At 67.8% G+C, this 24,823-nt stretch carries 22 protein-coding genes; 7 read left to right on the top strand and 15 right to left on the bottom strand.

The window, feature by feature from the left end:
* Window positions 1-26 precede the first annotated feature (26 nt).
* The 3 genes from hpaE to QZM67_RS01070 are packed head-to-tail and all read right to left on the bottom strand — an operon-like array spanning window position 27 to window position 2,963.
* Complete coding sequence (gene hpaE, locus QZM67_RS01080) at window positions 27-1,490, bottom strand: 5-carboxymethyl-2-hydroxymuconate semialdehyde dehydrogenase (RefSeq protein ID WP_301800310.1); 1,464 nt, start codon at window positions 1,488-1,490, stop codon at window positions 27-29.
* Between the two features lie 22 nt (window positions 1,491-1,512).
* Window positions 1,513-2,277 (bottom strand): fumarylacetoacetate hydrolase family protein, encoded by a 765-nt coding sequence (locus QZM67_RS01075; protein ID WP_301766550.1) that lies wholly within the window; start codon window positions 2,275-2,277, stop codon window positions 1,513-1,515.
* Complete coding sequence (locus tag QZM67_RS01070; protein WP_301800309.1) at window positions 2,274-2,963, bottom strand: fumarylacetoacetate hydrolase family protein; 690 nt, start codon at window positions 2,961-2,963, stop codon at window positions 2,274-2,276. The genes QZM67_RS01075 and QZM67_RS01070 overlap by 4 nt, the downstream gene beginning before the upstream one ends.
* A gap of 152 nt (window positions 2,964-3,115) precedes the next feature.
* On the opposite strand from QZM67_RS01070, the gene hpaR reads away from it, so the two are divergent.
* The gene (gene hpaR, locus QZM67_RS01065) at window positions 3,116-3,556 is read left to right on the top strand and encodes a homoprotocatechuate degradation operon regulator HpaR (RefSeq protein WP_048245409.1); all 441 of its coding nucleotides are present in this window, start codon (window positions 3,116-3,118) and stop codon (window positions 3,554-3,556) included.
* 54 nt (window positions 3,557-3,610) lie between these two features.
* Here the strand turns inward: hpaR and QZM67_RS01060 are convergent, their stop codons facing one another.
* On the bottom strand, window positions 3,611-4,822 hold the full coding sequence (locus QZM67_RS01060) for an SDR family oxidoreductase (RefSeq protein ID WP_301800308.1): 1,212 nt from the start codon (window positions 4,820-4,822) through the stop codon (window positions 3,611-3,613).
* A 651-nt stretch (window positions 4,823-5,473) separates the two neighbouring features.
* Between QZM67_RS01060 and QZM67_RS01055 the strand changes: the two genes are divergently transcribed.
* The 4 genes from QZM67_RS01055 to QZM67_RS01040 all read left to right on the top strand — a co-directional run bounded on the left by QZM67_RS01055 (window position 5,474) and on the right by QZM67_RS01040 (window position 10,123).
* Complete coding sequence (locus QZM67_RS01055; RefSeq protein WP_122946872.1) at window positions 5,474-5,818, top strand: DUF3564 family protein; 345 nt, start codon at window positions 5,474-5,476, stop codon at window positions 5,816-5,818.
* A 419-nt stretch (window positions 5,819-6,237) separates the two neighbouring features.
* On the top strand, window positions 6,238-8,133 hold the full coding sequence (locus QZM67_RS01050) for a penicillin-binding protein 2 (protein ID WP_175025551.1): 1,896 nt from the start codon (window positions 6,238-6,240) through the stop codon (window positions 8,131-8,133).
* Window positions 8,134-8,343: 210 nt separating this feature from the next.
* Window positions 8,344-9,339, top strand: a complete 996-nt coding sequence (locus QZM67_RS01045; RefSeq protein WP_301800307.1) for an arabinose ABC transporter substrate-binding protein — start codon at window positions 8,344-8,346, stop codon at window positions 9,337-9,339.
* A gap of 19 nt (window positions 9,340-9,358) precedes the next feature.
* The gene (locus QZM67_RS01040) at window positions 9,359-10,123 is read left to right on the top strand and encodes an SDR family oxidoreductase (protein ID WP_301800306.1); all 765 of its coding nucleotides are present in this window, start codon (window positions 9,359-9,361) and stop codon (window positions 10,121-10,123) included.
* Window positions 10,124-10,201: 78 nt separating this feature from the next.
* Here QZM67_RS01040 and QZM67_RS01035 read toward each other — a convergent pair whose 3' ends face one another.
* The 4 genes from QZM67_RS01035 to QZM67_RS01020 all read right to left on the bottom strand — a co-directional run bounded on the left by QZM67_RS01035 (window position 10,202) and on the right by QZM67_RS01020 (window position 16,039).
* Window positions 10,202-11,917: a cation:proton antiporter gene (locus QZM67_RS01035; RefSeq protein WP_301800305.1), complete on the bottom strand. Its 1,716-nt coding sequence runs from the start codon at window positions 11,915-11,917 to the stop codon at window positions 10,202-10,204.
* A gap of 197 nt (window positions 11,918-12,114) precedes the next feature.
* Entirely contained in the window at window positions 12,115-13,527 is a 1,413-nt protein-coding gene (locus tag QZM67_RS01030; RefSeq protein WP_301800304.1) for a cytochrome c, read from the bottom strand.
* Complete coding sequence (locus QZM67_RS01025) at window positions 13,524-15,302, bottom strand: GMC family oxidoreductase (RefSeq protein ID WP_043183504.1); 1,779 nt, start codon at window positions 15,300-15,302, stop codon at window positions 13,524-13,526. Before QZM67_RS01025 ends, QZM67_RS01030 begins: the two co-directional genes overlap by 4 nt.
* Window positions 15,302-16,039 (bottom strand): gluconate 2-dehydrogenase subunit 3 family protein, encoded by a 738-nt coding sequence (locus QZM67_RS01020; protein WP_301800303.1) that lies wholly within the window; start codon window positions 16,037-16,039, stop codon window positions 15,302-15,304. The genes QZM67_RS01025 and QZM67_RS01020 overlap by 1 nt, the downstream gene beginning before the upstream one ends.
* A gap of 584 nt (window positions 16,040-16,623) precedes the next feature.
* Here QZM67_RS01020 and QZM67_RS01015 point away from each other — a divergent pair.
* On the top strand, window positions 16,624-16,818 hold the full coding sequence (locus QZM67_RS01015) for an RNA 2'-phosphotransferase (RefSeq protein ID WP_301800302.1): 195 nt from the start codon (window positions 16,624-16,626) through the stop codon (window positions 16,816-16,818).
* Window positions 16,819-16,880: 62 nt separating this feature from the next.
* Here the strand turns inward: QZM67_RS01015 and QZM67_RS01010 are convergent, their stop codons facing one another.
* On the bottom strand, window positions 16,881-17,297 hold the full coding sequence (locus QZM67_RS01010; protein WP_175022186.1) for a DUF3995 domain-containing protein: 417 nt from the start codon (window positions 17,295-17,297) through the stop codon (window positions 16,881-16,883).
* A 331-nt stretch (window positions 17,298-17,628) separates the two neighbouring features.
* On the opposite strand from QZM67_RS01010, the gene ald reads away from it, so the two are divergent.
* Window positions 17,629-18,744: an alanine dehydrogenase gene (ald, locus tag QZM67_RS01005; protein WP_175022187.1), complete on the top strand. Its 1,116-nt coding sequence runs from the start codon at window positions 17,629-17,631 to the stop codon at window positions 18,742-18,744.
* A gap of 61 nt (window positions 18,745-18,805) precedes the next feature.
* On the opposite strand, the gene polX is transcribed toward ald, so the two are convergent.
* From polX to QZM67_RS00975, 6 genes are all read right to left on the bottom strand, one after another.
* Entirely contained in the window at window positions 18,806-20,572 is a 1,767-nt protein-coding gene (gene polX, locus QZM67_RS01000) for a DNA polymerase/3'-5' exonuclease PolX (RefSeq protein WP_301800301.1), read from the bottom strand.
* A 155-nt stretch (window positions 20,573-20,727) separates the two neighbouring features.
* Window positions 20,728-21,120 carry a TraR/DksA family transcriptional regulator gene (locus QZM67_RS00995; RefSeq protein WP_301800300.1) on the bottom strand — a complete coding sequence of 131 codons (393 nt, stop codon included), beginning with the start codon at window positions 21,118-21,120 and terminating at the stop codon, window positions 20,728-20,730.
* A gap of 335 nt (window positions 21,121-21,455) precedes the next feature.
* On the bottom strand, window positions 21,456-22,229 hold the full coding sequence (locus QZM67_RS00990) for an ABC transporter substrate-binding protein (protein ID WP_235995908.1): 774 nt from the start codon (window positions 22,227-22,229) through the stop codon (window positions 21,456-21,458).
* A gap of 70 nt (window positions 22,230-22,299) precedes the next feature.
* On the bottom strand, window positions 22,300-23,502 hold the full coding sequence (locus QZM67_RS00985) for an acetyl-CoA C-acyltransferase (RefSeq protein WP_301800299.1): 1,203 nt from the start codon (window positions 23,500-23,502) through the stop codon (window positions 22,300-22,302).
* On the bottom strand, window positions 23,499-24,161 hold the full coding sequence (locus QZM67_RS00980) for a 3-oxoacid CoA-transferase subunit B (RefSeq protein ID WP_301800298.1): 663 nt from the start codon (window positions 24,159-24,161) through the stop codon (window positions 23,499-23,501). Before QZM67_RS00980 ends, QZM67_RS00985 begins: the two co-directional genes overlap by 4 nt.
* The gene (locus tag QZM67_RS00975) at window positions 24,136-24,816 is read right to left on the bottom strand and encodes a CoA transferase subunit A (protein WP_301800297.1); all 681 of its coding nucleotides are present in this window, start codon (window positions 24,814-24,816) and stop codon (window positions 24,136-24,138) included. The genes QZM67_RS00980 and QZM67_RS00975 overlap by 26 nt, the downstream gene beginning before the upstream one ends.
* Between the last annotated feature and the right edge of the window lie 7 nt (window positions 24,817-24,823).

Here is a 24,823-nt window from a genome sequence, read left to right as displayed (position 1 = left end):
TTCCGTGCTGCCCGACGACCCAAGCGTTACACGCCCCAGCGCGGAATGTGGTGCGAACCCATCGAGATGCACACGTTCTTGATCTCCGCGAATACCTCGAAACTGTACTCGCCGCCCTCGCGCCCGGTGCCCGATTCCTTCACGCCGCCGAACGGCTGGCGCAGGTCGCGCACGTTCTGGCTGTTCACGAACACCATCCCGGCCTCGATGCCGCGCGCGAGGCGATGCACCTTGCCGACGTCCTGCGTCCAGATGTACGAAGCCAGGCCGTACGACGTGTCGTTTGCGAGCCGCAGCCCTTCCTCCTCGTCCTCGAACGGGATCAGGCACGCAACCGGCCCGAAGATTTCTTCCTGCGCGACGCGCATCCGGTTGTCGACGTCGGCCAGCACGGTCGGCCGCACGAAGTTGCCGTTGCGCAGATGGTCGGCCAGGCCCGCCGGCTTGTCCGCGCCGCCCGCGACCACGCGCGCGCCTTCCTGCTCGCCGATGCGGATATAGCCCGTCACCTTCTCCCAGTGCTGACGCGTGATCATCGCGCCGAGATTCGTGGCCGGATCGGACGGATCGCCAACGATCAGGTTGTTCGCGCGGCGCGCGAATTCCTGCACGAAGCGATCGTAGATCGTGCGCTGCACGAAGATCCGCGAGCCGGCCGTGCAGCGTTCGCCGTTGATCGAGAAGATCGTGAACAGCGACGCATCGAGCGCGCGGTCGAAATCGGCGTCGTCGAAAATCAGCACCGGCGACTTGCCGCCGAGTTCCATCGAATACTTCTTGAGACCGGCGCGCTCCATGATCCGCTTGCCGGTGACGGTGCCGCCGGTGAACGACACCGCACGCACGTCCGGATGGCGCACCAGCGCATCGCCGGCCGTCGCGCCATAGCCCTGCACGACGTTCAGCACGCCCGGCGGGATGCCGGCTTCGAGCGCGAGGCGGCCGAGCTGGTCGGCCGTCAGCGGCGACAGCTCCGACATCTTCAGCACGGCCGTGTTGCCGAGCGCGAGGCACGGCGCCGTCTTCCACGTCGCGGTCATGAACGGCACGTTCCACGGCGACACCAGCGCGCACACGCCGACCGGCTGGTACAGCGTGTAGTTCAGCATCTGGTCGTCGACCGGATAGGTGCGCCCGTTCATCTGCACGCACACTTCCGCGAAGAAGTTGAAGTTCTCCGACGCGCGCGGGATCAGCTGCTTGCTCGTCTGCGCGATCGGCAGGCCGGTGTCCTGCGTCTCCAGCGCCGCGAGCATCGGCACGTTCTTCTCGATCAGCTCGCCGAGCTTGCGCATCAGCTTCGCGCGCTCCTTGGCGGGCGTGTTCGCCCATTTCGGGAACGCTTCCTTCGCGGCGCGCACGGCCGCGTCGACTTCGGCCTCGCCGCCCGATGCGACGTCGGTGATCACGTCGCCCGTCGCGGGATTCAGCGTCGTGAACGTCTCGCGGCTTTCGACTTCGCGGCCGTCGATCCAGTGCTTGATGGTCATGCTCTCTCCTTGGGCGACGGGCTCAGCCGGCGCGATAGTAGTCTGCTTCGCCGACGATCGTGTTCACGAGCCGGCCAATCCCTTCGATCTCGGTGACGACCTCGTCGCCCGGCTTCGTATCCGCCAGCCCCTCGGGCGTGCCGGTCAGGATCAGGTCGCCCGGCGAGAGCGTCATGAAGCCGCTGATGTGCTCGATCAGCGCCGGCACGTCGAAGATCATGTCGCGCGTGCTGCCGCGCTGCGTCTCCTGGCCGTTCACCGTCGTGCGCAGCGTCAGGTCGCCCGCGTCGCCGATCTCGTCGCGGCTGACGAACCACGGCCCGAGCGGCGTGCAGGTGTCGCGGTTCTTCACGCGCAGGTTCGGGCGGTAGTAGTTCTCGAGATAGTCGCGGATCGCGTAGTCGTTCGCGACCGTGTAACCGGCTACATAGTCAATCGCCTGCGCACGGCTCACGTTGCGCGCCGGACGGCCGATCACGACGGCCAGCTCGCACTCGTAATGCATGTGGGTCGCATCCGCCGGGCGCACGGTGCGCGACCGGTGTCCGATGAACGTGTTCGGCCCCTTCAGGAAGATCAGCGGCTCGCTCGGCGCCTTGAACGCGAGTTCCTTCGCGTGGTCGGCATAGTTGAGGCCGAGCGCGAACGTCGTACGCGGCGCGACGGGCGGCAGCCATGCGACCCCCTCTTCCGCGACGACACGCCCCGTATCGAGGCGGATCGCGCCGTCGCCGGCCGGTTCGGCCGCATGCAGGGCGCCGTTGTAAATGACGCGTGCGGTTTTCATCGTGCTTCCTCCGCCATCAGCGTGTGCCGCAACGTGCCGATGCCGGCGGCGGCGATCTCGATCGTGCTGCCCGCGCGGGCGCGCGGTGCGCCGCCCGCGACGCCGAGCAGCAGGACATCGCCCGCGTCGAACGACATGAAGGCCGTCACGTCGGCGATCAGTTCGCGCACGGGGCGAATCAGCGTGGCAGTCGAGGCAGACACGGCCACCGCGCCGTCGATCCGCACGGTCAGGCCGATCGCGTCGACATCGCCCAGCGCGGCGGCCGGCACGATGGCCGGGCCCAGCGGGCAGAAGCCATCGCGGCACTTGAAGCGCACGGCCGGACGGTAGTAATCGGGATGCGGCACCGACACGTCGCTCGCGAGCGTGAAGCCGTGCACGTAGTCGAGCGCCCGTTCGGCCGGCACGCGGGTCGCGCGGCGCGAAAACACCACGGCCACCGACGCGCCGATCTCCAGCGCGTCGACGCCGGCCGGCACGACGACGGCCGCGCCGTCGGCCGCGTGCGTATTGGCGGGCTTGATGTACAGGATCGGCGCCTGCGGCGGGCGGCCGTAAGGCGGCGCGTTCACGGCATCGCCGAGCGCGTCGAGCGCCGCGCGCTCGTTGAGCAGCGCACCGTAGACGGTACCGATGGCGACCGGCAACGGCGGCGCCGCGGCGGTCGTGCAAGACAGCTCCATGCGTCATTCCCCTGCCGCGCGTCGCGGCGCATCGTCAATAGTTAACATCTTAAGTAAACAATCGGGCGCTGACAACCTCGATTACCCTGATATGCGAAATTCACTACCGGCGGCTGTTAAGATTGATGCGTCCCCGTCCACTGCTCACCCCGATGAACCGTACGCTCGACCATCGCAACCTGGCCATGCTGCTGCTCGAGGCCCGCGAAACGCTGATGGGTCTGTTTCGCCCCATTCTCAAGGAATTCGCGCTGACCGAACAGCAATGGCGGATCATCCGCGTGCTCGACGGCGAACCGGCGCATGCGCTCGAAGCGGGACAGATCGCGCGACGCTGCTGCATCCTCAGCCCGAGCCTCACGGGCGTGCTGGAACGGATGGAGCGCGACGGCCTGATCACGCGCACACGCGCGCAGGAGGATCAGCGCCGGCTGCTGGTCAGCCTGACGCCGCAAAGCAGGAAACTGGTCACGGAAATCGGTCCGCGGATCGACGAGCAGTATCGGCAGCTCGAGTCGCGGTTCGGCCAGGACGGCCTCGAAGACATCTATCGCGCGCTCGACCGGCTCATCGAGCTCGGCGGCAACACGTGACAACGGCCCCCGTTCCCGCCAGCGGCGGAAACGGGGCCGGTGCAGCGCGGGCGATCAGTGCACCGCGCCGCGCATCAGCTCGGTCACGGCCACGCCGCGCGACGTGCGCATGCACGCCTCGACGTAGTCGATGAACGGCAACGGCTCGAAATCGATTTCGTCGCGCACGCGGCGGTTGTCGAACACGCGATCGACCGTCGCGAATTCCCCGCAACGCTGCAGTGCCCGGCCGATCACGCGCTCGAGGGCCGGATCGGTCCGCCCGAGCACATCGCGCACCACGAGCGGCAACTCGGCCGGCGCGCACGCCGCGTAGCGCGGCGCGCCGGTCATCCCCGCCGCCTCGTCCATCGCACGCACGATCTGCGCGACCTGCGGCGCCTCGTCGCCGGCCGACACGTGATACAGGTCGTGTGCGAGCGTCGGCTTGACGGCCAGCAGCATCGTCGCGCGCGCCACGTCGTCCACCGACACGATATCGATACGCGTCATCGGCCGCGCGGTGAAGCGGCGCGCGGCATGCGCCAGGCGGAACATCCAGAACGAATTCGGCGCGGGTCGCGTACCGAGCACCGTGTGGCCGACCACATGCGACGGCCGCACCACGACGAGCGGCAGCCCGAGCGCGCGCAGGCGCTGCTCGGTCTGCGCCTTCGCGTGCAGGTAGTCCGCCGCGAGCACCGCGCCCGGCAAGCCTTCCTCGTCGCGCGCGACGTCGTTCGCCGCGTCGCCCGCCGTCTCTTCCTGCACGATCCCGCCGCGGCCCGCATGCGCGTAGGCGGTGCCGACATACACGAAGCGCTGCAGGCGCGGCGCCCGTGCGAAGCGTTCGGCGAAGCGCACCGCATCGGCAATGTCGGCCCGCAGGTGCGCGCCGTCGGCCGGCGACGCATGGCCCGCGCAGTGAATCACGTGCGTCGCGGCGGCGAGGCGTGACGCGTCGGCGCCCTGCCAGACGTCGCCGAGCGCACCGGCGATCACGTTCGCATCGGTCAGGCGCGACGCCCAGTACGGCGCCAGCCCCGCTCGCAGCGCCGCCTCGCGCAGCCGCGCGACGGCGTGGCCGCGATCCTGCGCACGCACGACGCAGACGACGCGGTCGAGCAGCCCCGCATTGACGAGCGCCGTCAGTACGGTACTGCCGATGAAGCCGGTTGCGCCGGTCAACACCAGCCGCCCGACGTTCGCCGCCGCGACCGGTGCGCTGGCCGGCGACACGAGGCTCGTCCGCCAGTTGAGCGACAACGCGGTTTTCCAGATCAGCACGATAGTCTCCTTCGAAGAGTCGGCCGGGCGGCGCGACGCCCGCGGTTGCGGGCTGCGCACGGCTCACCGGCCGGGCCGGGGCCTGACGCGCGCCCCGGCAGTCCCGATCGGGCGTGCGGCCCGCGATCGCGTCGATCGCGTCTCTGGCACGAGGCGGCGGCAGCCGCCGAGGACGGGCGTCCGCGGCACTGGATCGGGAAGATCCCAGTGTGGGGCCCGACCGCAGGCAAGTCTGTCCCGAAAGTTTCGTGAAAGTGTGCCGATTTGTACGCGATTGTCGGAGTCTGTCGTCCCGGCCGCGCCGTCAAAACGCCGCGACATCCGATCTGGCCGCCTTCCGACGGTGCAGTGCCGCCTCGGTCGGCCCGGTTTCCGCGGCCGGCCGCACGCGACAGATCGACGCGCCTCGCGGCCAAGTCATCCCATGTCTCGATGATCGCCCCGGCCCCCATCGGGGCCGCGATCGCCGGTGCGCGCGTGTTTGCGCGCGCCACCGTAATAACCGTGAATCGTCAGACGTCGTTCCATCTGAAACCGCAATGAACTCAATACGGATTTATTGCGGTTTATCACTTGCGTTTCACACCAGTCTATCTAGACTGTTCAAGTCAAAACGGTCGAATGTGTCAATTTTTTTAGGAGACGATCACAATGCGCCTCACCATTCGGATTAATGGCAGCGAATCGGCAACCCGGCATTCCTTCGCGGTACTGTGGGTCGATACCGACGAGGGGCTGTGGTCGCGCGAGGCACATCAGGGCATGGATCTTCCGACCTGGGGCAAGGTTCGCGATGTCGAGGGCGCGATGGCGCTCTGCGCGGCCGACGGCGGGAATGCCGTGTGCCAGCTGAAGGGACTGTCGTTCGATGCAACGCAGCGCGAACAGGGCCCCGCCGTACTCGCCGGCGATCACCCCGGCGCGTGGCGGCTGCAGGCCGTCGATCGTTGCACCAGCGAGCCGGAATACCATGAATTCATTTCCGTCGCCAGATAGAAATTATCGATGTAATTCGTCTGCGGTTTTCGGGTTTATTCCGGCTTCAACGATATTCGTTTCGATATTCAGCATTAACGGCGCCCCATATCGGGGCGTTTTCATTTTCCGGTTCAAATAAATAACCGCGATCCGGGCAATTGATCGCACACCGGGGACGGCCGGCATCGGCTATCCCCGAAATCGCATACCCGGATCGACACGCAGCGAATCGCCCGCCTTGCATCGCCGGCTGCGTCGTGTCGGTGCAGTGCGGTATCTCCCGCCTTTCCTCCCCGATTCCGCTCTTTGCCGGCGCACCGACACTCGCTTTTCCTCGGGGCCGGAACACACTTTCCCCACACGGTGTTTACTCATTTATTACAATCGCATTATTCAGACTGACTAGCCGCCCTTCGGCGGCCCGACCCGGCCATTGCATGAGCGTGAAAAAGAAGACCCACCCCGCCGATCCGTACGCGGCCGCGACCAAGAACCCCATGCTCGCGTCGCGCCTGCCGATGTGGCGCTCGAAGCTGATCGTGATCATCGTGTTCCTCGCGTTCGCCGCGCTGATCGGCCGCGCCTTCTGGGTGCAAGTCGCGAACAAGGAGTTCTACGTCGGCCAGGGCCAGAAGCGCTACCAGCGCACGATCGAACTCGACGCGACGCGCGGCAGCATCGTCGACCGCAATGGCGCGATGCTCGCCGTCAGCCTGTCGACCTATGAAATCTGGGCGAACCCGAAGCAGGTTGCCGACACCGACTACCCGCAGATCTCGAAGCTGCTCGACATGCCGCTCGTCGAGGTCAAGCGGCGCCTCGGCAACGACAAGACCTTCGTGCTGCTCAAGCGGCAGGTCGACGCGGACACCGCGGGCAAGCTCGACAAGCTCGCGATCGACGGCATCACGCAGATCGCCGATTCGAAGCGCTTCTACCCGGAAGGCGAATCGGCCGCGCACGTGGTCGGCTTCACCAACATCGAGGACAAGGGCCAGGAAGGCGTCGAGCTCGCGGCGAATGCACGCCTGGTGGGCACCTCCGGGCAGCGCGAGGTGATTCGCGACCGGCTCGGCCGCATCGTGTCGGACACGCGCCCGCTCGTCCCGGCGCAGCACGGCGCGACGATCGAACTGACGATCGACCGCCGCATCCAGCAGCTCGCGTTCAGCCAGCTCAAGGCGGCCGTGGTCGAGAACAACGCGATGGCCGGCAGCGTCGTGGTGCTCGACGCGCAGAACGGCGAGATCCTCGCGCTCGCGAACTACCCGACCTTCGACCCGAACGACCGCGCGCGCCTCACCGGCCAGCAGTTGCGCAATCGTGCGGTGATCGACACGTTCGAACCGGGCTCGACGATCAAGCCGCTCGTCGTCGCGCTGTCGATCGACGAGCGCAAGGTCACGCCGAACACGATCATCAACACATCGCCGGGCACCTACAAGATCGGCCCGGCCGTGATCCACGACACGTCGAACCACGGCTCGCTGACGGTCTCGCAGGCCCTGCAGAAGTCGAGTAACGTCGCGCTCGCGAAGCTCGCGCTGAACCTGCCCGCCGAAACGATCTGGAACAAATACCAGGAATACGGGATCGGCCGCGCGCCGGAACTGACGTTCCCGGGCGTCGCGTCGGGCCGGCTGCGCGGCTACAAGCGCTGGCGGCCGATCGAACAGGCGACGATGGCGTACGGCTACGGCCTGTCGATGTCGCTGCTGCAGATCGCGCAAACCTACACGGCCTATGCGGGCGACGGCACGCTGCACCCCGTGTCGCTGCTGAAGAACGGCACCGACCAGCAGACGATCGACGCGCATCGCGGCCACCGCGTGACGTCGGCGCAAACGGCCGCGTCGATCCGCTCGATGCTCGAGATGGCAGTCGGCGAAGGCGGCACGGGGCGCCGCGCGCGCGTCGACGGCTACCGGATCGGCGGCAAGACGGGTACCGCACGCAAGCAGGTCGGCGCGACCTATGCGAAGGGCAAATACCGCGCGCTGTTCGCGGGGATGGCGCCGATGAGCAACCCGCGCCTGATCGTCGCGGTGATGATCGACGAGCCGCGCGGCAAGGGCTACTACGGCGGCACGGTGGCCGGCCCGGTGTTCGCGTCGGTCACGAGCGGCTCGCTGCAGTTGCTCGGCGTGCCGCCCGACGCGCCGGTCGAGCCCGAAAGGACGCCGCCGGCGAAGGCTGTTGCGCCGCAGAAGACGGTGGCGGCGCCGAAAGCGGCTGTACCAGCCAGGACGGCTGCGGCGCCGAAAACTGCCTCGCCGCTGAAGACTGCCGCGCCGTCGAGAGCGCCGGCGCAGGCAAACACGGCGGCGGGATGATCGATGCGGTTCGCGCGACGCGCCGGCCCCCGACGCTCGCGTGATGCCCCGACAGCCTCGTCGCCTCCACACACCCCCGCCATCGGGCACCGTCCCACTTTCTAGGAACGCCGCGCATCATTTGAGCGTTCCCGCTCCCTCCTCCTACAATTTTTCCGCGCGTCGGGCAGCCCTGCCCGCGTGCGCGACTACAACAAAGGAGAGAGACGCATGCGATTCCACTGGAAGACGCTCGCACTGGCCATTGCGAGCGCGGCACTGGTCGGCGGGGTACCCGCCCATGCCGCCGACCCCGCCGACGTAAAAATCGGCTTCCTCGTCAAACAGCCGGACGATCCGTGGTTCCAGGACGAATGGCGCTTCGCCGACCAGGCGGCGAAGGAAAAGCACTTCACGCTGATCAAGATCGCGACGCCGAGCGGCGAAAAGGTATCGACCGCGCTCGACAGCCTCGCCGCGCAAAAGGCGCAGGGCGTGATCATCTGCGCACCCGACGTGAAGCTCGGCCCCGGCATCGCCGCGAAGGCCAGGCGCGCGGGGATCAAGCTGATGTCGGTCGACGATCAGCTCGTCGACGGCCACGGCGCGCCGCTCCCGGGCGTGCCGCACATGGGCATCTCCGCGTACAAGATCGGCCAGCAGGTCGGCCAGGCGATCGCGGACGAGACGAAGCGGCGCGGCTGGAACCCGGCCGAGGTCGGCGTCATCCGGATCGCGTACGACCAGTTGCCGACCGCGAAAGAGCGCACGACCGGCGCGGTCGACGCGCTCAAGGCCGCCGGCTTTCCGGCCGCGAACGTGATCGACGCGCCCGAAATGACGGCCGACACCGAAGGCGCATTCAACGCGGCGAACATCGCACTCACCAAGCATGCGAATTTCAAGCGCTGGGTCGCGTTCGGCTCGAACGACGACACGACGGTCGGCGCGGTGCGCGCCGCCGAGGGGCGCGGCATCGGCGCCGACGCGATGGTCGCGGTCGGCATCAACGGCAGCCAGGTCGCGCTCAACGAATTCGCGAAGCCGAAGCCGACGGGTTTCTACGGCTCGATCCTGCTGAATCCGCGCCAGCACGGCTACCAGACGAGCGTCAACATGGTCGACTGGATCACGAAGAACCAGGCGCCGCCGCCGCTCGTGCTGACGTCCGGCACGCTGATCACGCGCGACAACGAAAAACAGGCGCGCGCCGCGCTCGGTCTGTGAGCCATCTCAAGGAGCCGACATGACACGCACCACCCTCGTGACGGGCGCCGCCGGCGGCATCGGCCAGGCGCTGTGCCGCACCTTCCTCGCGGCCGGCGACCGCGTGCTCGCGCTCGATCGCGACCGCGCGGCGCTCAACCGCTTCCTCGATACGCTCGGCGATGCGCGCGCGACACCGGTCGTCGACGACCTGACCGACGCCGAGCGGCTGCGTTCGATGCTCGAATCGCATCCGCAAGTCGACGTGCTCGTCGCGAACGCGGGCACGGCCGCATCGACCACGCTGCGCGACACGACGCCGGCCACCTGGCGCACGGATCTCGACGCGAACCTGACGGCCACCTACGTGAGCGTCGAAGCCGTGCTGCCCGGCATGCGCGCGCGCGGGCGCGGCGCGATCGCGATCATCGGTTCGGTCAACGGCGTGCATGCGCTCGGGCATCCGGCGTACAGCGCGGCGAAGGCCGGGCTGATCAGCTACACGAAATCGCTGGCGATCGAATACGGCCGCGACGGCGTGCGCGCGAACATCGTGCTGCCGGGCACCGTGAAGACGCCCGCATGGGAAGCGCGCGTGCAGCGCAACCCGCAGGTGTTCGAGCAATTGAGGAAGTGGTATCCGCTCGACGATTTCGCGACGCCGGACGACGTCGCACAGGCCGCGCTGTTTCTGTGCTCGCCGGCCGCACGGATCATCACGGGCGTCGCGCTGCCCGTCGATGGCGGCCTGCTGGCTGGCAATCGCGTGATGGCGCAGGAACTGACGCTGGAGACGTTCTACTGATCGTGAAGCGAGACGCGGGGCCGGCGGCCGCCCGGGCCGCCGCGCCCTGCCCGGTGCGCGGCGCGATGCCGCGTGCGGTCAATGCGCGGCCGCAGCCGGCTTCACCATCCGGCCGAGCACGTGCTCGGTCATCCCGCGCGCGAGCTCGGTCTCGCCCATGAACACGGTGCCGATGCCCTCGTTCGACAGCAGCGCCGCCTCGTCCCCGCTGTTGGTACACAACACGACTTCGAGCGTCGGGTTGAGCGTGCGCGAGATCTCGACGATCTGCCGCACGTCGAACACGTCGGGCAGCGTGACGACCAGCATCCCGGCGCGCGCGATATGTGCCTGCACGAGCACGATCGGCTCGATCGCATCGCCCGACACGGCCGCGACGCCTTCCTCGCGCAGCTTCTCGACGAGCTCGCGATTCTGCTCGACGACGACATACGCGATGCCGCGCTCGTCCAGCGCGTGTGCGATCCGCGTGCCGACCTTGCCGTAGCCGACGATCACGACCTGCCCGGTCAGGTGCGTCTGCGGCGTCGACATCGGCAGCGCGGCGAGCGGATCGTCACGGGCCTCGAGCTTGCGCGCGAACGCCGAATGCTTGCGGATCCACGCGAGCGCCGGATCGATCATCGCGAACAGCAGCGTATTCATCGCGATCGAGATCAGCGCGACCGCCAGAATCAGGCTCTGCCCCTCGGCCGACAGCAGCCCGAGCGCGCGGCCGAGCCCCGCGAGGATGAACGAGAACTCGCCGATCTGCGCGAGACCCGCGCCGACCGTCAGCGCGGTATTCAGCGGATAGCGGAACGCGATCACGAGCGCGACCGCCGCGAGCGTCTTGCCGATCAGCACGATCGCCGCAACCTCGATCACGTGCAGCGGCTCCGCGAGCAGGATCTTCGGGTCGAACAGCATCCCCACCGAAATGAAGAACAGCACCGAGAACGCATCGCGCAACGGCAGCGTCTCGTCGGCCGCGCGCCGGCTGAATTCCGACTCGCGCATCATCATCCCGGCGAAGAACGCGCCGAGCGCGAACGACACGTCGAACAGCTTCGCCGCGCCGAACGCGATGCCGACCGCGGCCGCGATCATGCACAGCGTGAACAGCTCGCGCGAACCCGTGCGCGCGACGAGCCACAGAATGCGCGGAAACACGCGCTTGCCGACCACCAGCATCAATGCGATGAACGCCGCGACTTTCAGCATCGTGACGCCGAGCGTGCTCCACACGCTGCCGCCGGCCGCATGCGCGTCGCCGGGCGGCGTGCCGCCGAGCAGCCCCGCGACGGGCGGCAGCAGCACCAGCACGAGCACCATCACGAGATCCTCGACGACGAGCCAGCCGACCGCGATGCGCCCGTTGACCGTCTCGACCAGCCCGCGCCCTTCGAGTGCGCGCAGCAGCACGACGGTGCTCGCAACCGACAGCGCCAGCCCGAACACGAGCGCCGCACCGACGCTCCAGCCCCAGGTGAGCGCGAGCCCGCCGCCGAGCAGCGTGGCCACCGTAATCTGGACGATCGCGCCCGGCAGCGCGATCTTGCGCACGGCGAGGAGATCGCCGAGCGAGAAATGCAGGCCGACGCCGAACATCAGCAGCATCACGCCGACTTCGGCGAGCTGCTGCGCGAGCGACAGGTCGCCGACGAAACCGGGTGTACCGGGACCGATGACGATCCCGGCGAGCAGATAGCCGACGAGCGGCGGCATTTTCAGCAGTGACGCGAAATAACCGAAGACCATCGCGAGACCGAAACCGGCCGCGAGCAACGCAATCAGGCTGACGTCATGAGGCATCCCCCCTCCCGAGTTCTTGTAACTATTTAGTAAGGTTCAAGAACGAAGGATAAGGGATGAGGCGGAAAAATGGCGCGCCACCGCGAAAATTTCACGCGGTGGCGCGCCTTTGCGGGGTGCAACCCCGGCGCAATGAAAGGCGCCGCGCGGGTGCGGCGGCGCCTTGAAGCACATCGGACGGCGGGGCCGGCGCCCCGTCAGCGCGACGCTTGCGGGAAGCGCGCGCCCGGCGGCGGTTCGGGCCGGGTCGACGGCACGCTCTTGCGCACCTTCGCGACCTGCGCGGCCGTCACCTGCGCCCCCGTGTTGCCCCAGCTCGTGCGCACGAAGTTCGACACGTCCGCGACTTCCTGGTCCGACAGGCGCCAGCCGAACGGCGGCATCGTGAACGTCGACGGCGCGGTACGCGTGCCCTCCAGCGCACTGCCTTCCAGCACGACGTGGATCAGCGAGGTCGGATCGTCGCCCTGCACGACCGGGTTACCGGCGAGCGCCGGGAACACGCGCGTGTAGCCATGGCCGTCGCTGCGGTGGCAGGCCATGCAGTTGTCGCGATAGACGGCCGCGCCCGGCTTGCTTGCATCGCCGGTCTGCAGCGCCTTCGCGGCAGCCGCGTCGTACACGTGCGGCTGTTCGCCCTGCACGCGCGGCGGCAGCGTCTTCAGGTAGCGTGCGATCGCGTTCAGGTCGTCGTCGGTCATGTGCTGCATGCTGTGACCGACCACGTCCGTCATCCCGCCGAACGCGGCCGTGCGCAGCGTGCGGCCCGTCTTCAGGAACTGCACGATCTCGGTTTCCGTCCACGTGCCGAGGCCCGTGCGCGGCTCGCCGCGCAGGCTCGTCGGCACCCAGCCGTCGATCGCCGCGCCGCCGGCCAGGAAGTCGAGGCCGCCGGCATCCGTCAGCGCACGCTCCTGCATCGTCACCGCGCGCGGCGTATGGCACGCGCCGCAGTGGCCGAGACCCTGCACGAGATACGCGCCACGCGCGACCACCGGATCGGTGTACGGCGCCGCGTCGAACGGCTTCGGCGTCGGCGCGAACATCTTGCGCCAGATCCCGAGCGGCCAGCGCATCGACAGCGGCCACACGATGTCGACCGCGCGGTTCTCGTGCTCGACGGGCGCGACGCCGTGCATGAAGTACGCGTACAGCGCCTTCATGTCGTCGTCGGTCAGGCGTGCATACGACGGGAACGGCATGGCCGGATACATCGTGTCGCCGTTCTTGCGCACGCCCTCGCGCACCGCGCGCGTGAAGTCCTCGACCGTCCAGCCGCCCAGGCCCGTTTTCGGATCCGGCGTGATGTTCGTCGAATAGATCCCGCCGATCGGCGTATCGAATTTCAGCCCGCCCGCGAACGGCTTGCCGCCGCTCGCGGTGTGGCACGCGATACAGTCGCCCGCTCGCGCGAGGTATTCGCCGCGTTTGATCAGGGCCGCGTCGGCGGATTGGGCCGCGGGTGCGGCCGACGGGCCGGAAGCCGCCGCGGGTGCTGCCGGCTGCGCGAAGGCCGTCGAGCCCGCGAAGCCGAACGCGGCCCAGGCCGCACCGGCCGCCAGCGCGCGCGACATCCGGCGCGCGACGTTGTGGTTCATCGTCGTCTTCATACGGTCACCAGTGGCGCGGGATTTTTCAGGTATTGCTCGCGGATCGCACGCGCCGACCAGTAGGCCAGCGCCGCGATGATCCCGGTCGGGTTGTAGCCGATGCCCTGCGGCAGCGCCGATGCGCCCATCACGAACACGTTGTGCACGTCCCAGCATTGCAGGTAGCGGTTCAGCACGCTCGTCTTCGGGTCGGTGCCCATGATCGCGCCGCCGACGAGGTGGGTCGTCTGGTATGCGCGCGAATCGAAGTGCTTGCCGAACTCGCGCGTCGACACGCCGATCGCCTTCGGGCCCATCGCCTCCGCGATCTTCTTCATCTGCCCGGTCACGTACTGCGCCATCTTGATGTCGTTGTCCTTCCAGTCGAACGTCATCCGCAGCAGCGGCTGGCCGTACGAATCGCGATAGGTCGGATCGAGGTCGAGATAGACGTCGCGGTACGACATGTTGGTGCCGTGCGCGTCCATCGAAATCGTGTGTGCGTAGTTGTCCTTGACGGCCTTCTTCCACGCCGAGCCCCACTGCGGCGTGCCGGGCGGCGTCGCAATGCCGCTGATCGGCTTCACGCCGGCCTGGTTCACCCACAGCGGCGAGCCGCCGACGAAGCCGAGCGGGCCGTGGTCGAAGTTGTCCGCGTTGAAGTCATCGACCGCGACGCCGTTGCCGCCCGCGCCGACGAACGGGTTCGTGTAGGTGTCCTTGTCGAAGAACGCCTTGATCGTCGACAGGTTCTGGTACGCGAAATTGCGGCCCACGACGCCTTCGCCCGAGATCGGGTCGTACGGCTTGCCGATGCCCGACAGCAGCAGCAGGTGCACGTTGTGATACTGGAACGCGGCCACGATCACGAGATCGGCCGGCTGGTGCACTTCACGCCCGGCCGGGTCGACGTAGGTGACGCCCGTCGCGCGCTTCTTCGTGTCGTCGAGGTCGACGCGCAGCACGTGGCACTTCGAGCGCAGCTCGAAGTTCGGCGCCTGCTTCAGCGCGGGCAGGATGTTCAGGTTCGGCGACGCCTTCGAGTACATGTAGCACGCGTAGCCGCTGCAGTAGCCGCAGAAGTTGCACGGGCCCATCTGCACGCCGTACGGGTTCGTGTACGGCCCCGACGTGTTCGCCGACGGCAGCCGGTACGGATGCAGGCCGAGCGATTTGGCCGCGTCGGAGAAACGCTGCGCCGAATAGGTATTGAGCTGCGCGGGCAGCGGGAAGTTGTCGCTGCGATTCGCTTCGAACACGTTGCCGTCGCCGACCACCTTGCCGCCGACCTTGTACGCCTGCCCCGACGTGCCGAACACCTTCTCGGCGAAGTCGAAATACGGCTCGAGCTCGTCGTAGGTCACGCCCGTGTCCTGGATCGTCATTCCTTCCGGGATGAACTTCTTGCCGTAGCGCTCTTCATAATGGCTGCGCAGGCGCAGCTCTTCCGGCGTGATCCGGAAATGCACGCCCGACCAGTGCAGCCCCGCGCCGCCCACGCCTTCGCCCGGCAGGAACGCGGCGAGTTGCCGGTACGGCAGCGCGGTGTCCTGCAGGCCGTGGCGGATCGACACGGTCGTCTTCGACAGGTCGAGGAACAGCTTCTTGCGGATGTTGTAGGTCAGCTCGTCGATCGTGTTCGGATACGCGCCGTCCGGATAGGTGTCGCGATACTCGCCGCGCTCGAGCGCGACGACATTCAGGCCCGCTTCGGTCAGTTCCTTCGCGAGAATCGCGCCGGTCCAGCCGAAGCCGACGATCACCGCGTCGACATGCGGCTTTTTCTCTGCGGCCATCAGCTACGCTCCCCGTTGATCGAGACGGGGCCGTACGGATAGGGCTTGCCGCTCTGGTTGACGAAATCCATGAAGTCCGCGCGCGCACCCGGAAAGCCGATCATCTTCCACGCGGCCATGTCGTGATTGCCGCCATGCACCGGATCGCAGAAGTAGCCTTCGCGCGTGTTCTGCAGCAACTGGCCGAAGAACACGCCGGGCGGCACGTCGTCGATCTGCGCGCCGCCCTTCTCCAGCGCGCCGAGCACGGTGTCGCGCGTCGGCGCGTCGAGATCCGCGAACGCCTTGCCGTGGGTCTTCTCGCAATAGCGGTTGACCGCCGCGATGCCGAGCCGGTAGATGTCGCGCGGCACCAGCTTCAACTGATAGCCGAGCTCGGGCACGCCCTGCTGGAACGGCCCCTGCATGTACCAGGTCGCGCCGTGCGCATACGGCGTCTCCATCTGGCGGTCGATGAAATCAGGCACGCCCGCTTCGAGCGCGCCGGGGCCTTCGGCGTCGGCCGGAATCAGCCGGTCGACGGCGGCCTGGACGAACGCCCATTCCTTCGCATCGAAGAAGGTCGGCTTGTACGGAGCGCGTTCGGCGTTGGCCGATGCGCCGGGCGCGTTGCCGGTCGTCGCGGACTGCGACGACGAGCGCAGGTCGCAGCCGGCGACCGACGCGATCGGCACGAGCGCGACCGACGTGCGCAGGAAACGGCGGCGCGAGTTGGGTTTGTCAGGTGGCGTGGACATGGTCGGATGTTGATCGTTGGGGATCGGGGCCCGGACGCGCGCACTCCGCATGCGGCACGTCCGGCATGGCAGCCATGCCGCACGCGGCTGGCCGTCCTGTTCTTTCGTCTGTTGCGAACAACCTCGATGCAGGCACCGCTCGTGCAACGCGCGGCAGCGCCTTCATGCAGCCGCGCAGCGCGTCCGTTCAGGCTGCACCGCACGGGTCGACCTCTCGCGGGCCTTATCATCTGACAAATACCGGCATCTGCCCGCATTTGCCCCTCATCGCTCATGACCCTCATTCAACTTAGACGCGACGTTTGCCGACAGCAAGCGCGACGTGCACGACCCTCTTTCGGATCCGGCGACAAGAGCCGCGGATTATATATGGAACCGGTTCCAATAAAAGAGGCGTCAATGCAATTCAATGCATTGAAAATCGCAACAATTGAAAAATCCGGAAGCCAGAATGCACAAGGATCGCGCGATTACCGGGCGATGTGCGTGTCAGGCAAAGGATTGTTGTGCGTCGAGCGTGGCCGAAGGCTGTCTCTTTCCAGCCACATGGGGCATCCGAGGGAGCCGGTTCGCATGGCGGCCGGATGGCCTCCGCGCGTCATGCGTACCTGGAAGAAAGAACTGGCGGCGCCCGTCATCACGTGCATCTGTCGCCGGACATCCGGACGGCGCTGGCCGTCGGCACGCACGGCGGCGTGCCCGTGATGCTCGACGTCGACGTGAAGCGCATGCATCGGCAAGGCCACATGCTCTTCGTCGCCGAAAACGGTACAGGCTGACCGACGCCGTGCCGGCGGAATGCCTTATGGAGAGGGATTCGCCTGCGCGCTGAGACGCGCGCTCACCACGGCCAGAACATCGATGCGATGGACAGCGCCAGCGCCGCGCAAAGCGGCGAGTAATACAGCGAGTCCATCCGCGCGAAACGCGACCCGCGAATCCGCTTGAAGAAGCCGACATAACGGAAATCGCCGACGGCCCGCACCGCGAAGATCAATGCGAGCGCAACGACCGCGAACGTGATCGCGCCGTGATACGGATTCAGCCCCAGCCAGCCGGCACGCGCGGCGACCACGCACGCGCCGCCCAGCAACGCCGCCGCGACGGCAAGCGTGCCGATGGCGGTCGGCCGCAGCAGCGGCACGCCGTCCTGCTCCGGAATGGCCGCTCCCTTGCCGCGCCGCCCGCCCAACGCCCAGTAAACGTGAATGAGTGCGATTGCGCAAAGCGTCGGCACGATGAAATACGCTCCGGTCATGGCGGTCAGTGTCCTCGTCTCGTTGTGTCGTTATTTCGATGTGTTGCCGGCAAGGTTCCGGCGCGCGGCCTCGGCCCGCGACACCCGTGACGATACCGAAACCCGGCGACGCATGCATTGCGACTTCCGGTCGCAACCCGCCACGACGCATGGTGCGATGCAGTGTGCGCGCGGGCACACGCGGGCCGGCCGCTTGACTTCCCTCCGCGCACTACTACCCTGTTATTCCAGTACTGCGATCGATACGCCCCCGCGCGATCGGCCGCATGTGCATCGTTCGCCGCATCGCGCACCTGCACGACAACGATAACGAAGGCCATGGAGGCGACTCATGCTGATCGGTGTGCCAAAAGAGATCAAGAACCACGAATACCGTGTCGGCCTCACGCCAGCCGGCGCGCACGAACTGACGCGACACGGCCATCGCGTACTGGTGCAGCGCGGCGCGGGCACGGCGATCGGCCTGCTCGACCACGACTACACGGCCGCGGGCGCATCGCTCTGCGACGGCGCCGACGAAGTCTTCGCGCGCGCCGACATGATCATCAAGGTCAAGGAGCCGCAGCCGGCGGAATGCGCGATGTTGCGGCGCGGGCAGATCCTCTATACGTACCTGCATCTCGCGCCCGATCCCGAACAGGCGGCCGCGCTCGTGAAGTCCGGCGCCGTCTGCATCGCCTACGAAACCGTGACGGGCCCGGGCGGCGGCCTGCCGCTGCTGGCGCCGATGAGCGAGGTGGCCGGGCGCATGTCGATCCAGGTCGCGGCGACCCACCTCGAAAGCCCGCGTGGCGGGCGCGGTCTGCTGATGGCCGGTGTGCCCGGCGTGCCGGCCGCGCATGTCGTCGTGCTCGGCGCGGGCGTGGTGGGCACCGGCGCGCTGCAGATGGCGGTCGGCCTCGGCGCACGCGTCACCGTACTCGACACCAACGTGAACCGGCTGCGCCAGCTCGACCTCGTGTTCGCCAACCGGATCACGACCGTCTGCTCGAATGCGCACACGATCGACGAAGCCGTGCGCGATGCCGATGTGGTAATCGGCGCGGTGCTCGTGCCGGGCGCGTCGGCGCCGCGGCTCGTCACGCGCGACATGATCGCGACGATGCGTACCGGGGCGGTCGTCGTCGACGTCGCGATCGATCAGGGTGGATGCTTCGAGACCTCACATGCGACGACGCATGCGGACCCGACCTTCGTCGTCGACGGCGTCGTGCACTACTGCGTCGCGAACATGCCCGGCGCAGTCGCGCGCACGTCGACCTTCGCGCTGAACAACGCGACACTCGGGCATGCGCTCGCGCTCGCCGACAAAGGCTGGAAGCAGGCGATGACCGACGATCCGCATCTGCGCGCGGGGTTGAACGTGTGCGACGGACACATCACGTACGAAGCGGTCGCGCTGGCGCTCGGCCTGCCCTATGTGCCGGCGGCCGACGTGCTGGCATGACGTGACCGCACTCACGCATGGCTGATGGCTTTCGGCTGGCGGCACACGGCGCCGGCCGCGTTCACTCGCCCTTCGCGCCGCTACGCTTCGACGCACCGTCCGCCCCCATCGTGCGTGCAAGCAGCGGCCTCAACTGCGCGAGCGTGCGCGTATTCAGCACGTCGGGCCGCGTGAGCCAGCCGCGCCGCGCCTGATCGACGCCGTACGCGAGATTGTCGAGTTCGTCCGTGCTGCACGCCTCCGAGCCGATCGCCACCGGCACGCCGGCCTTCGCGGCCTCACGGCACCAGATGTCCGGCAGGTCGAGCCGCCGCGGCTGTGCATCGAGTTCGACGAAGCAGCCGCGCGCCGCGGCGTGCGCGATCACGCGCGGCACGTCGAGTTCGCATGCCTCGCGCTCGCCGAGCACGCGGCCCGTCGGGTGCGCAAGAATCGTGAAATGCGGATGGTCCATCGCGCGCAGCATGCGCGCGGTCTGCGCGTCGCGCGACAGCGCGAAGCCGTCGCGTACCGCACCGACCACGAGATCGAGCCGGCCGAGCATCGCATCGGGCACATCGAGACTGCCGTCCTCGCGAATGCCGGCCTCCACCCCCTTGAGCAGCGCGAAATCGTCGAACGACGCATTGACGCGATCGATCTCGTCGAGTTGCCGGGCCAGCCAGTCGAAGCTGTCGCGGTCGACGCCGGCATGCGGTGCCCGGTCGGTGATGGCCAGGTACGCGAACCCGCGTGCGCGTGCCGCATCGGCCATCGCGCGCAGGCTGTCACGGCCGGCCGATGCGTCGGTATGCGCATGCAGATCGCCGTGGACGTGCTTGCGCTCGACCAGCGCCGGCAGCGTGCCCGCGCGCGCCGCGTCGATCTCGCCGCGATCCTCGCGCAACTCGGGCGGCACGTCGTGCAGCCCGATCGCCGCATAGACCGACGCCTCGGTCGCGCCGGCGATCCGTTCGTCGCCGCGAAACACACCGTATTCGTTGATCTTCAACCCGCCGGCCTGCGCGATCCTGCGCAACGCGATGTTGTGCGCCTTCGATCCGGTGAAGTAGACGAGCGCCGCGCCGAACGCATCGGCATCGACGACGCGCAGGTCGACCTGCAATCCGCTGGCGAGCACGACGCTCGACTTCGTCTTGCCGTGCGCCAGCACGCGCGCCACCTCGCCATAGCCGACGAATGCTTCGGCGACGGCGACCGGATCGCGTGCGGTGACGAGGATGTCGAGATCGCCGACCGTCTCGCGGCGGCGGCGGAAACTACCGGCCGGCACGGCCTTGCCGACGCCCGCGATCGCGCGCAGGCGCGCGAGCAGCGGCAGCAGCGAGTGCGCCGCATCCGGCAGCAGGAAGCGTTGGGGGTCGCGCTTCAGCCGGTCGTCGATCGCTTCGAGCAGATGCGCTTCGGTTTTCGCGCCGAAGCCCGGCAGCTCGCGCACGTGCCCGCTCTTCGCTTCCGCGCGAAGCTGCTCGAGCGAATCGACGTGCAGCGCGTCATGCAGCGCCTTCACGCGTTTCGCGCCGAGCCCCGGCACGTCGAGCAGCTCGACGATCGCGCCCGGCAACGCATGGCGCAGCGTTTGCTGCAGCTCGCAGGTGCCGGTCGCGGCAATCTCGCGCAGCTTCGACGCGAGATCGGGCCCGATCGACGGAATCTTCCCGAGATCGTCGCCGTTCGCGATCATCGTCGGGATATCGCGCCCGTAGTCGGCAATCGTCCGTGCGGCGTTGCGATAGGCACGCACCCGGAACGGATTGGCGCCCTGGATCTCGAGCATGTCGGCGATCTCGGCGAACACGGCCGCACACCCGGCATTGTGGATCGGCATGATCGGCGTGGCTCCCTTCCACGTGGATGGCGCCACGCGCGTGCGCGACGGCGTCTGCCCACCCGGCGCCGCATGCTGACGCCGCCGGGCGCCCGTTCATCATCGTACGCCGGCCGCGTATCGCGTGCAGCGCCGTTGCGGTCGCGTCGTCGGAATCAGAGGGAGGCGCGCGGCGTCGTGGCGTAGTGCCGCTCGTAGATCGACTGGCAATGCGTGCAGCGTTCGGCGGCCGGGCGCGCCAGCAGGCGCTCGTAGCCGACCGAGCCGTCGCAGTCGATGCATTCGCCGTAGCTGCCGTCGCGCATCCGCTGCTGGGCGCGACCGATCGCGCGCAGTTCGGTCAGCTTCATGCCGATCAACGCATGATCGACGTCGACGAACAGATCCGCATTCGCCTCGTCGCCCTCGTCCGGCGCCACGCCGGCAAGGTCTGCGTAGGATTCCGACGCGCGCTGGTCTTCGCTCGTGCGGATCTCCGCACGCAACGTCTGCTCGCTCTCGTTCAGCCGCTGTTTCAGCGTCTGCCGTTGTTGTTGGTCGAGCGCCATGGCCGTCTCTCCTGTTCCGGGTTCCGCGCGGAGCATTGCGGCGCGCGGTGTCGCGCCGGTGCGCGGCGGGCAGGCGTCACCGCCTGCCACCGTGTCCGGATGTGCGCCCGGAGACAACAAGTGCCGGACGCATTCGACGCAGGATAAACCCATTGAACACGCATGTGTTGACCGGAATCAGCGTGCACTGCAGCGTTCGGCATGCGTTTCGTGAAACTGGGGACGGACGCGAAATCACGACACGATCGCCAAGCGACGCGACGCCGCCGATGGCGAGCGCAGGCTCAAACGCCGCGCCCGCCGCCGGCTTGCAACGACCCGGGTGGACTGCGGGCTCAGCGTACGTCCTCGCCGAGCCACTGCTTGCTGATCGCCCCGTACTCGCCGTCCTTGAGCATCGTATCGAGCGCGGCGTTGATCGCATCCAGCAGTTTCGGGCTGTCCTTGCGCACCGCGATCCCCATCTTCTCCGGATACAGCAGCGGCCCGGCGGGCTTCGCATCGACATGCTTGTCGCGTATCGTCAGGATGCCCGCGATGCGGTCCGTCACGAATCCTTCGATACGGCGGTTCTGCAAGTCGATCAGGATGTCGGGCAGCCCCTTGTAGGTCTTCACCTGCACGTCGGGCCGATTCTTGCGCAGCCACGCCTCGTACGTTTCGCCGAGCGTGACACCGATCACCTTGCCCTTCAACTGCCCGATGTCCTGCACCGTGCTGCCCTTCGGCACGAAGAGTTGCGCGCCCGAACGATAGTACGACCGCGTGAAATCCACAGCCTTCAACCGTTCGTCGGTGATGGCCAGGCTGCCGATCACGGCGTCGTACTTGCCGGCCAGCAATCCGCCGACGATGCCGTCCCAGGCGGTCATGACCGGGACCGGCTTCGCGCCAAGCCGGTTCGCGACGCGGTTGCCGATATCGACGTCGAAGCCGGTCAGCTTGCCCGACTCGTCGATGAAACTGAAGGGCGGATACTTGCCGGTCAGCGCGAACGTCAGGTTGCCGGTCTGCCGGACCCTGTCGAGATCGTCGGCGTGTGCCGCGACGCTGGCGGCACCGATGAGCGCCGCGCAGGCCACCCTCGTCAATCGTTGCATCAAAGTCATTTCCAGTCTCCAGAATGTCGATTTGATCGTGAATCGAACGCATCGAGACGTTCGACGTGGCATCGCGCGGTCACTCGCGCTGCGCGACCTCGAACAACGCGGCGGCGCCCTGCCCGCCGCCGATGCACATCGTGACGACGACACGGCGTACGCCACGTCGCGCCCCTTCGAGCAACGCATGCCCGACCATCCGCACGCCGGTCATCCCATAGGGATGACCGAGCGCAATGCTTCCGCCGTTGACGTTGACGGTTTCATACGACAGTCCGAGCGCATCGACGCAATGCACGACCTGCGACGCGAACGCTTCGTTGAGTTCCCACAGGTCGATATCGGCAGCAGACAGACCCGTGCGCGCGAGCAGCTTGTGGACGGCCGGCACGGGGCCCACGCCCATCTCGTCGGGCCGGCAGCCGGCGACCGCGCACGCGATCATGCGTCCGAGCGGCGGTGCGTCCAGCGTCCGCAACATCGCACCGGATACGACCGCGCAGGCGGCCGAACCGTCCGCGAGCGCACAGGCATTGCCGGCCGTCACGGTGCCCCCGTCACGCACGGGATCGAGCGCGGCCAGCGCGTCGGCCGACGTACCGGGGCGCCTGCACTCGTCTTCGCTCACGCGCAGCGTGCGCGGCACGCTGTCGCCGCTCGCCTTGTCCCGCTCGAGCTTGCACACGTCGACCGCGACGATTTCGTCGCGCAGCCAGCCCGCTTGGGCCGCATGCGCCGCACGATGCTGGCTGAGCGCCGCATAGTCGTCCTGTGCGCGACGTGACACGCGATATCGACTCGCGACCACATCCGCCGTCTCGACCATCGGCATATAGGCGTCGGCGTGTCGGGCCAGCAACTGTTCGTCCTGCTGACGATAGCGATTCATGTTGGCGTTCTGGACGAGGCTGATCGATTCGACGCCACCCGCCAGAATCGCGTCGGCTTCGCCGCCGGCGATTCGCGCCGACGCCATGGCAACCGCCATCAGTCCCGACGCGCATTGCCGGTCGACCGTCATGCCCGCTACGCTGACGGGCAGATCGGCCGCCAGCGCCGCCATCCGGCCGACGTTGTAATACTGCGTGCCTTCCGGCAATGCGCAGCCGAGCATCACGTCATCGATCCGTTCCGGATCGAGACCGCTGCGCGCCACCGCGGCGCGTAACGACAGGGCCGCAAGGGTCGGCGACGTCGTGTCGTTGAACGCGCCGCGAAACGCACGCCCGATCGGCGTCCGTGCATATCCGACAATCCATGCGTCGCGATCGGTGTACGTCATGCGGCCTCCCTGGCAACGGTGAAGTCGGCATCGGTCAGGTTCCGGATGTCCGCCACGCTCATCGTCCCCAGTCGCTCGACCAGCGTCAGCCCGTCCGCGTCGCACCGGAATACCGCGTGTTCGGTGATCACCATCGCGACACGGCGCCGGGCCGTGAGCGGCAACGTACAGTGCTCGACGATCTTCGGCCGGCCGTTCTTGTCGGTGTGCGGCATCGTCACGATCACGCGGCGCGCCTTCTGCGCGAGTTCCGCGCCGCCGCCGATACCGGCCACGAGGCCGCCCGGCACGAGCCAGTTCGCGAGGTCGCCGTAGGCCGACACCTGCAACGCGCCCAGGAACGTGATGTCGACCAGCCCGCGCCGGATCATGCCGAACGACTCGGCGCTGTCCACGATCGCGCCACCCGGCACGACCGACACATAGCCGCCGCCGGCATCGATCAACTCGCGGTCGAGATCGGCCGCGCGCGCGAGCGCACCGACGCCGACGATGCCGTTCTCCGAGTGGATCCAGGCGGCAGGCGGATCGCCGAGATACGACGGAATCAGGGTCGGCAGGCCGATGCCGAGGTTGATCAGTTGCCCTCGCGCCACCTCGCGCGCGGCCCGGCGCGCGATCACGTGGCGCGGGTCAGCGCTGGATGGGCTGGTATTCATCGCTGTCTCCGTCGATCTGGATGAGGCCGTGCACGTGAATGCCCGGCGTATGGATGTCGTCGGGTGCCATGGGTGTCGCGTCGACGACGCGTGCCTCGACCAGCACCCGATCTGCGGCCATCGCCATCAGCGGCGAAAAGTTGCGCGCCGCACCGCGATAGCGCAGATTGCCGCTGGGATCGGCCCGGTCGGCGCGAAGCAGAGCGAAATCCGCATGCAGCGCGGATTCGAAATACAGCGTCAGCCCATCGACCGAAATCGTCTCGCGTGTCACGCCGAGTTCCGGCGGCAGTTCGATGTCGGTCACGACGCCGGGCAGGCCGACACCCGCACAGCGAATGCGTTCGGCGAACAACCCCTGCGAAAAGAATTCGACCTGCAGCGCGCCGGACAGGTAGGCGCGCCGCGCGGGCCCGCTCAAGCCGAGATGCGTCGTCAGCAGCCGCCGCACGACACCGGCCTCGATCAGTCGCGACACGCCGTAGTTGTCCTGGTTCGCGTCGTTCTTGATGATCGTCAGATCGCGCTTGCCTTGACGTTGCAACTCGGCGAGCAGCGAGAACGGCGTGCCCGGCGACCCGAAACCGCCGACCATGATCGACGCGCCGTCCGGGATCGGTGCGACCGCGTCGGCCAGTTGCATGCGCTTGTCCATGCGTGAA

This window comes from Burkholderia sp. AU45251 (assembly GCF_030482905.1).
GTDB lineage: Bacteria > Pseudomonadota > Gammaproteobacteria > Burkholderiales > Burkholderiaceae > Burkholderia > Burkholderia aenigmatica.
The sequence above is the reverse complement of the archived record's forward strand: the minus strand, read 5'-3'. Positions and strand labels throughout refer to the sequence as shown.

Coding starts and splice junctions, on each gene's coding strand:
- hpaE (WP_301800310.1), bottom strand. CDS start 1,490: ATGACCATCAAGCACTGGATCGACGGCCGCGAAGTCGAAAGCCGCGAG.
- QZM67_RS01075 (WP_301766550.1), bottom strand. CDS start 2,277: ATGAAAACCGCACGCGTCATTTACAACGGCGCCCTGCATGCGGCCGAA.
- QZM67_RS01070 (WP_301800309.1), bottom strand. CDS start 2,963: ATGGAGCTGTCTTGCACGACCGCCGCGGCGCCGCCGTTGCCGGTCGCC.
- hpaR (WP_048245409.1), top strand. CDS start 3,116: ATGAACCGTACGCTCGACCATCGCAACCTGGCCATGCTGCTGCTCGAG.
- QZM67_RS01055 (WP_122946872.1), top strand. CDS start 5,474: ATGCGCCTCACCATTCGGATTAATGGCAGCGAATCGGCAACCCGGCAT.
- QZM67_RS01050 (WP_175025551.1), top strand. CDS start 6,238: ATGAGCGTGAAAAAGAAGACCCACCCCGCCGATCCGTACGCGGCCGCG.
- QZM67_RS01045 (WP_301800307.1), top strand. CDS start 8,344: ATGCGATTCCACTGGAAGACGCTCGCACTGGCCATTGCGAGCGCGGCA.
- QZM67_RS01040 (WP_301800306.1), top strand. CDS start 9,359: ATGACACGCACCACCCTCGTGACGGGCGCCGCCGGCGGCATCGGCCAG.
- QZM67_RS01035 (WP_301800305.1), bottom strand. CDS start 11,917: ATGCCTCATGACGTCAGCCTGATTGCGTTGCTCGCGGCCGGTTTCGGT.
- QZM67_RS01030 (WP_301800304.1), bottom strand. CDS start 13,527: ATGAAGACGACGATGAACCACAACGTCGCGCGCCGGATGTCGCGCGCG.
- QZM67_RS01025 (WP_043183504.1), bottom strand. CDS start 15,302: ATGGCCGCAGAGAAAAAGCCGCATGTCGACGCGGTGATCGTCGGCTTC.
- QZM67_RS01020 (WP_301800303.1), bottom strand. CDS start 16,039: ATGTCCACGCCACCTGACAAACCCAACTCGCGCCGCCGTTTCCTGCGC.
- QZM67_RS01015 (WP_301800302.1), top strand. CDS start 16,624: ATGGCCTCCGCGCGTCATGCGTACCTGGAAGAAAGAACTGGCGGCGCC.
- QZM67_RS01010 (WP_175022186.1), bottom strand. CDS start 17,297: ATGACCGGAGCGTATTTCATCGTGCCGACGCTTTGCGCAATCGCACTC.
- ald (WP_175022187.1), top strand. CDS start 17,629: ATGCTGATCGGTGTGCCAAAAGAGATCAAGAACCACGAATACCGTGTC.
- polX (WP_301800301.1), bottom strand. CDS start 20,572: ATGCCGATCCACAATGCCGGGTGTGCGGCCGTGTTCGCCGAGATCGCC.
- QZM67_RS00995 (WP_301800300.1), bottom strand. CDS start 21,120: ATGGCGCTCGACCAACAACAACGGCAGACGCTGAAACAGCGGCTGAAC.
- QZM67_RS00990 (WP_235995908.1), bottom strand. CDS start 22,229: ATGACTTTGATGCAACGATTGACGAGGGTGGCCTGCGCGGCGCTCATC.
- QZM67_RS00985 (WP_301800299.1), bottom strand. CDS start 23,502: ATGACGTACACCGATCGCGACGCATGGATTGTCGGATATGCACGGACG.
- QZM67_RS00980 (WP_301800298.1), bottom strand. CDS start 24,161: ATGAATACCAGCCCATCCAGCGCTGACCCGCGCCACGTGATCGCGCGC.
- QZM67_RS00975 (WP_301800297.1), bottom strand. CDS start 24,816: ATGGACAAGCGCATGCAACTGGCCGACGCGGTCGCACCGATCCCGGAC.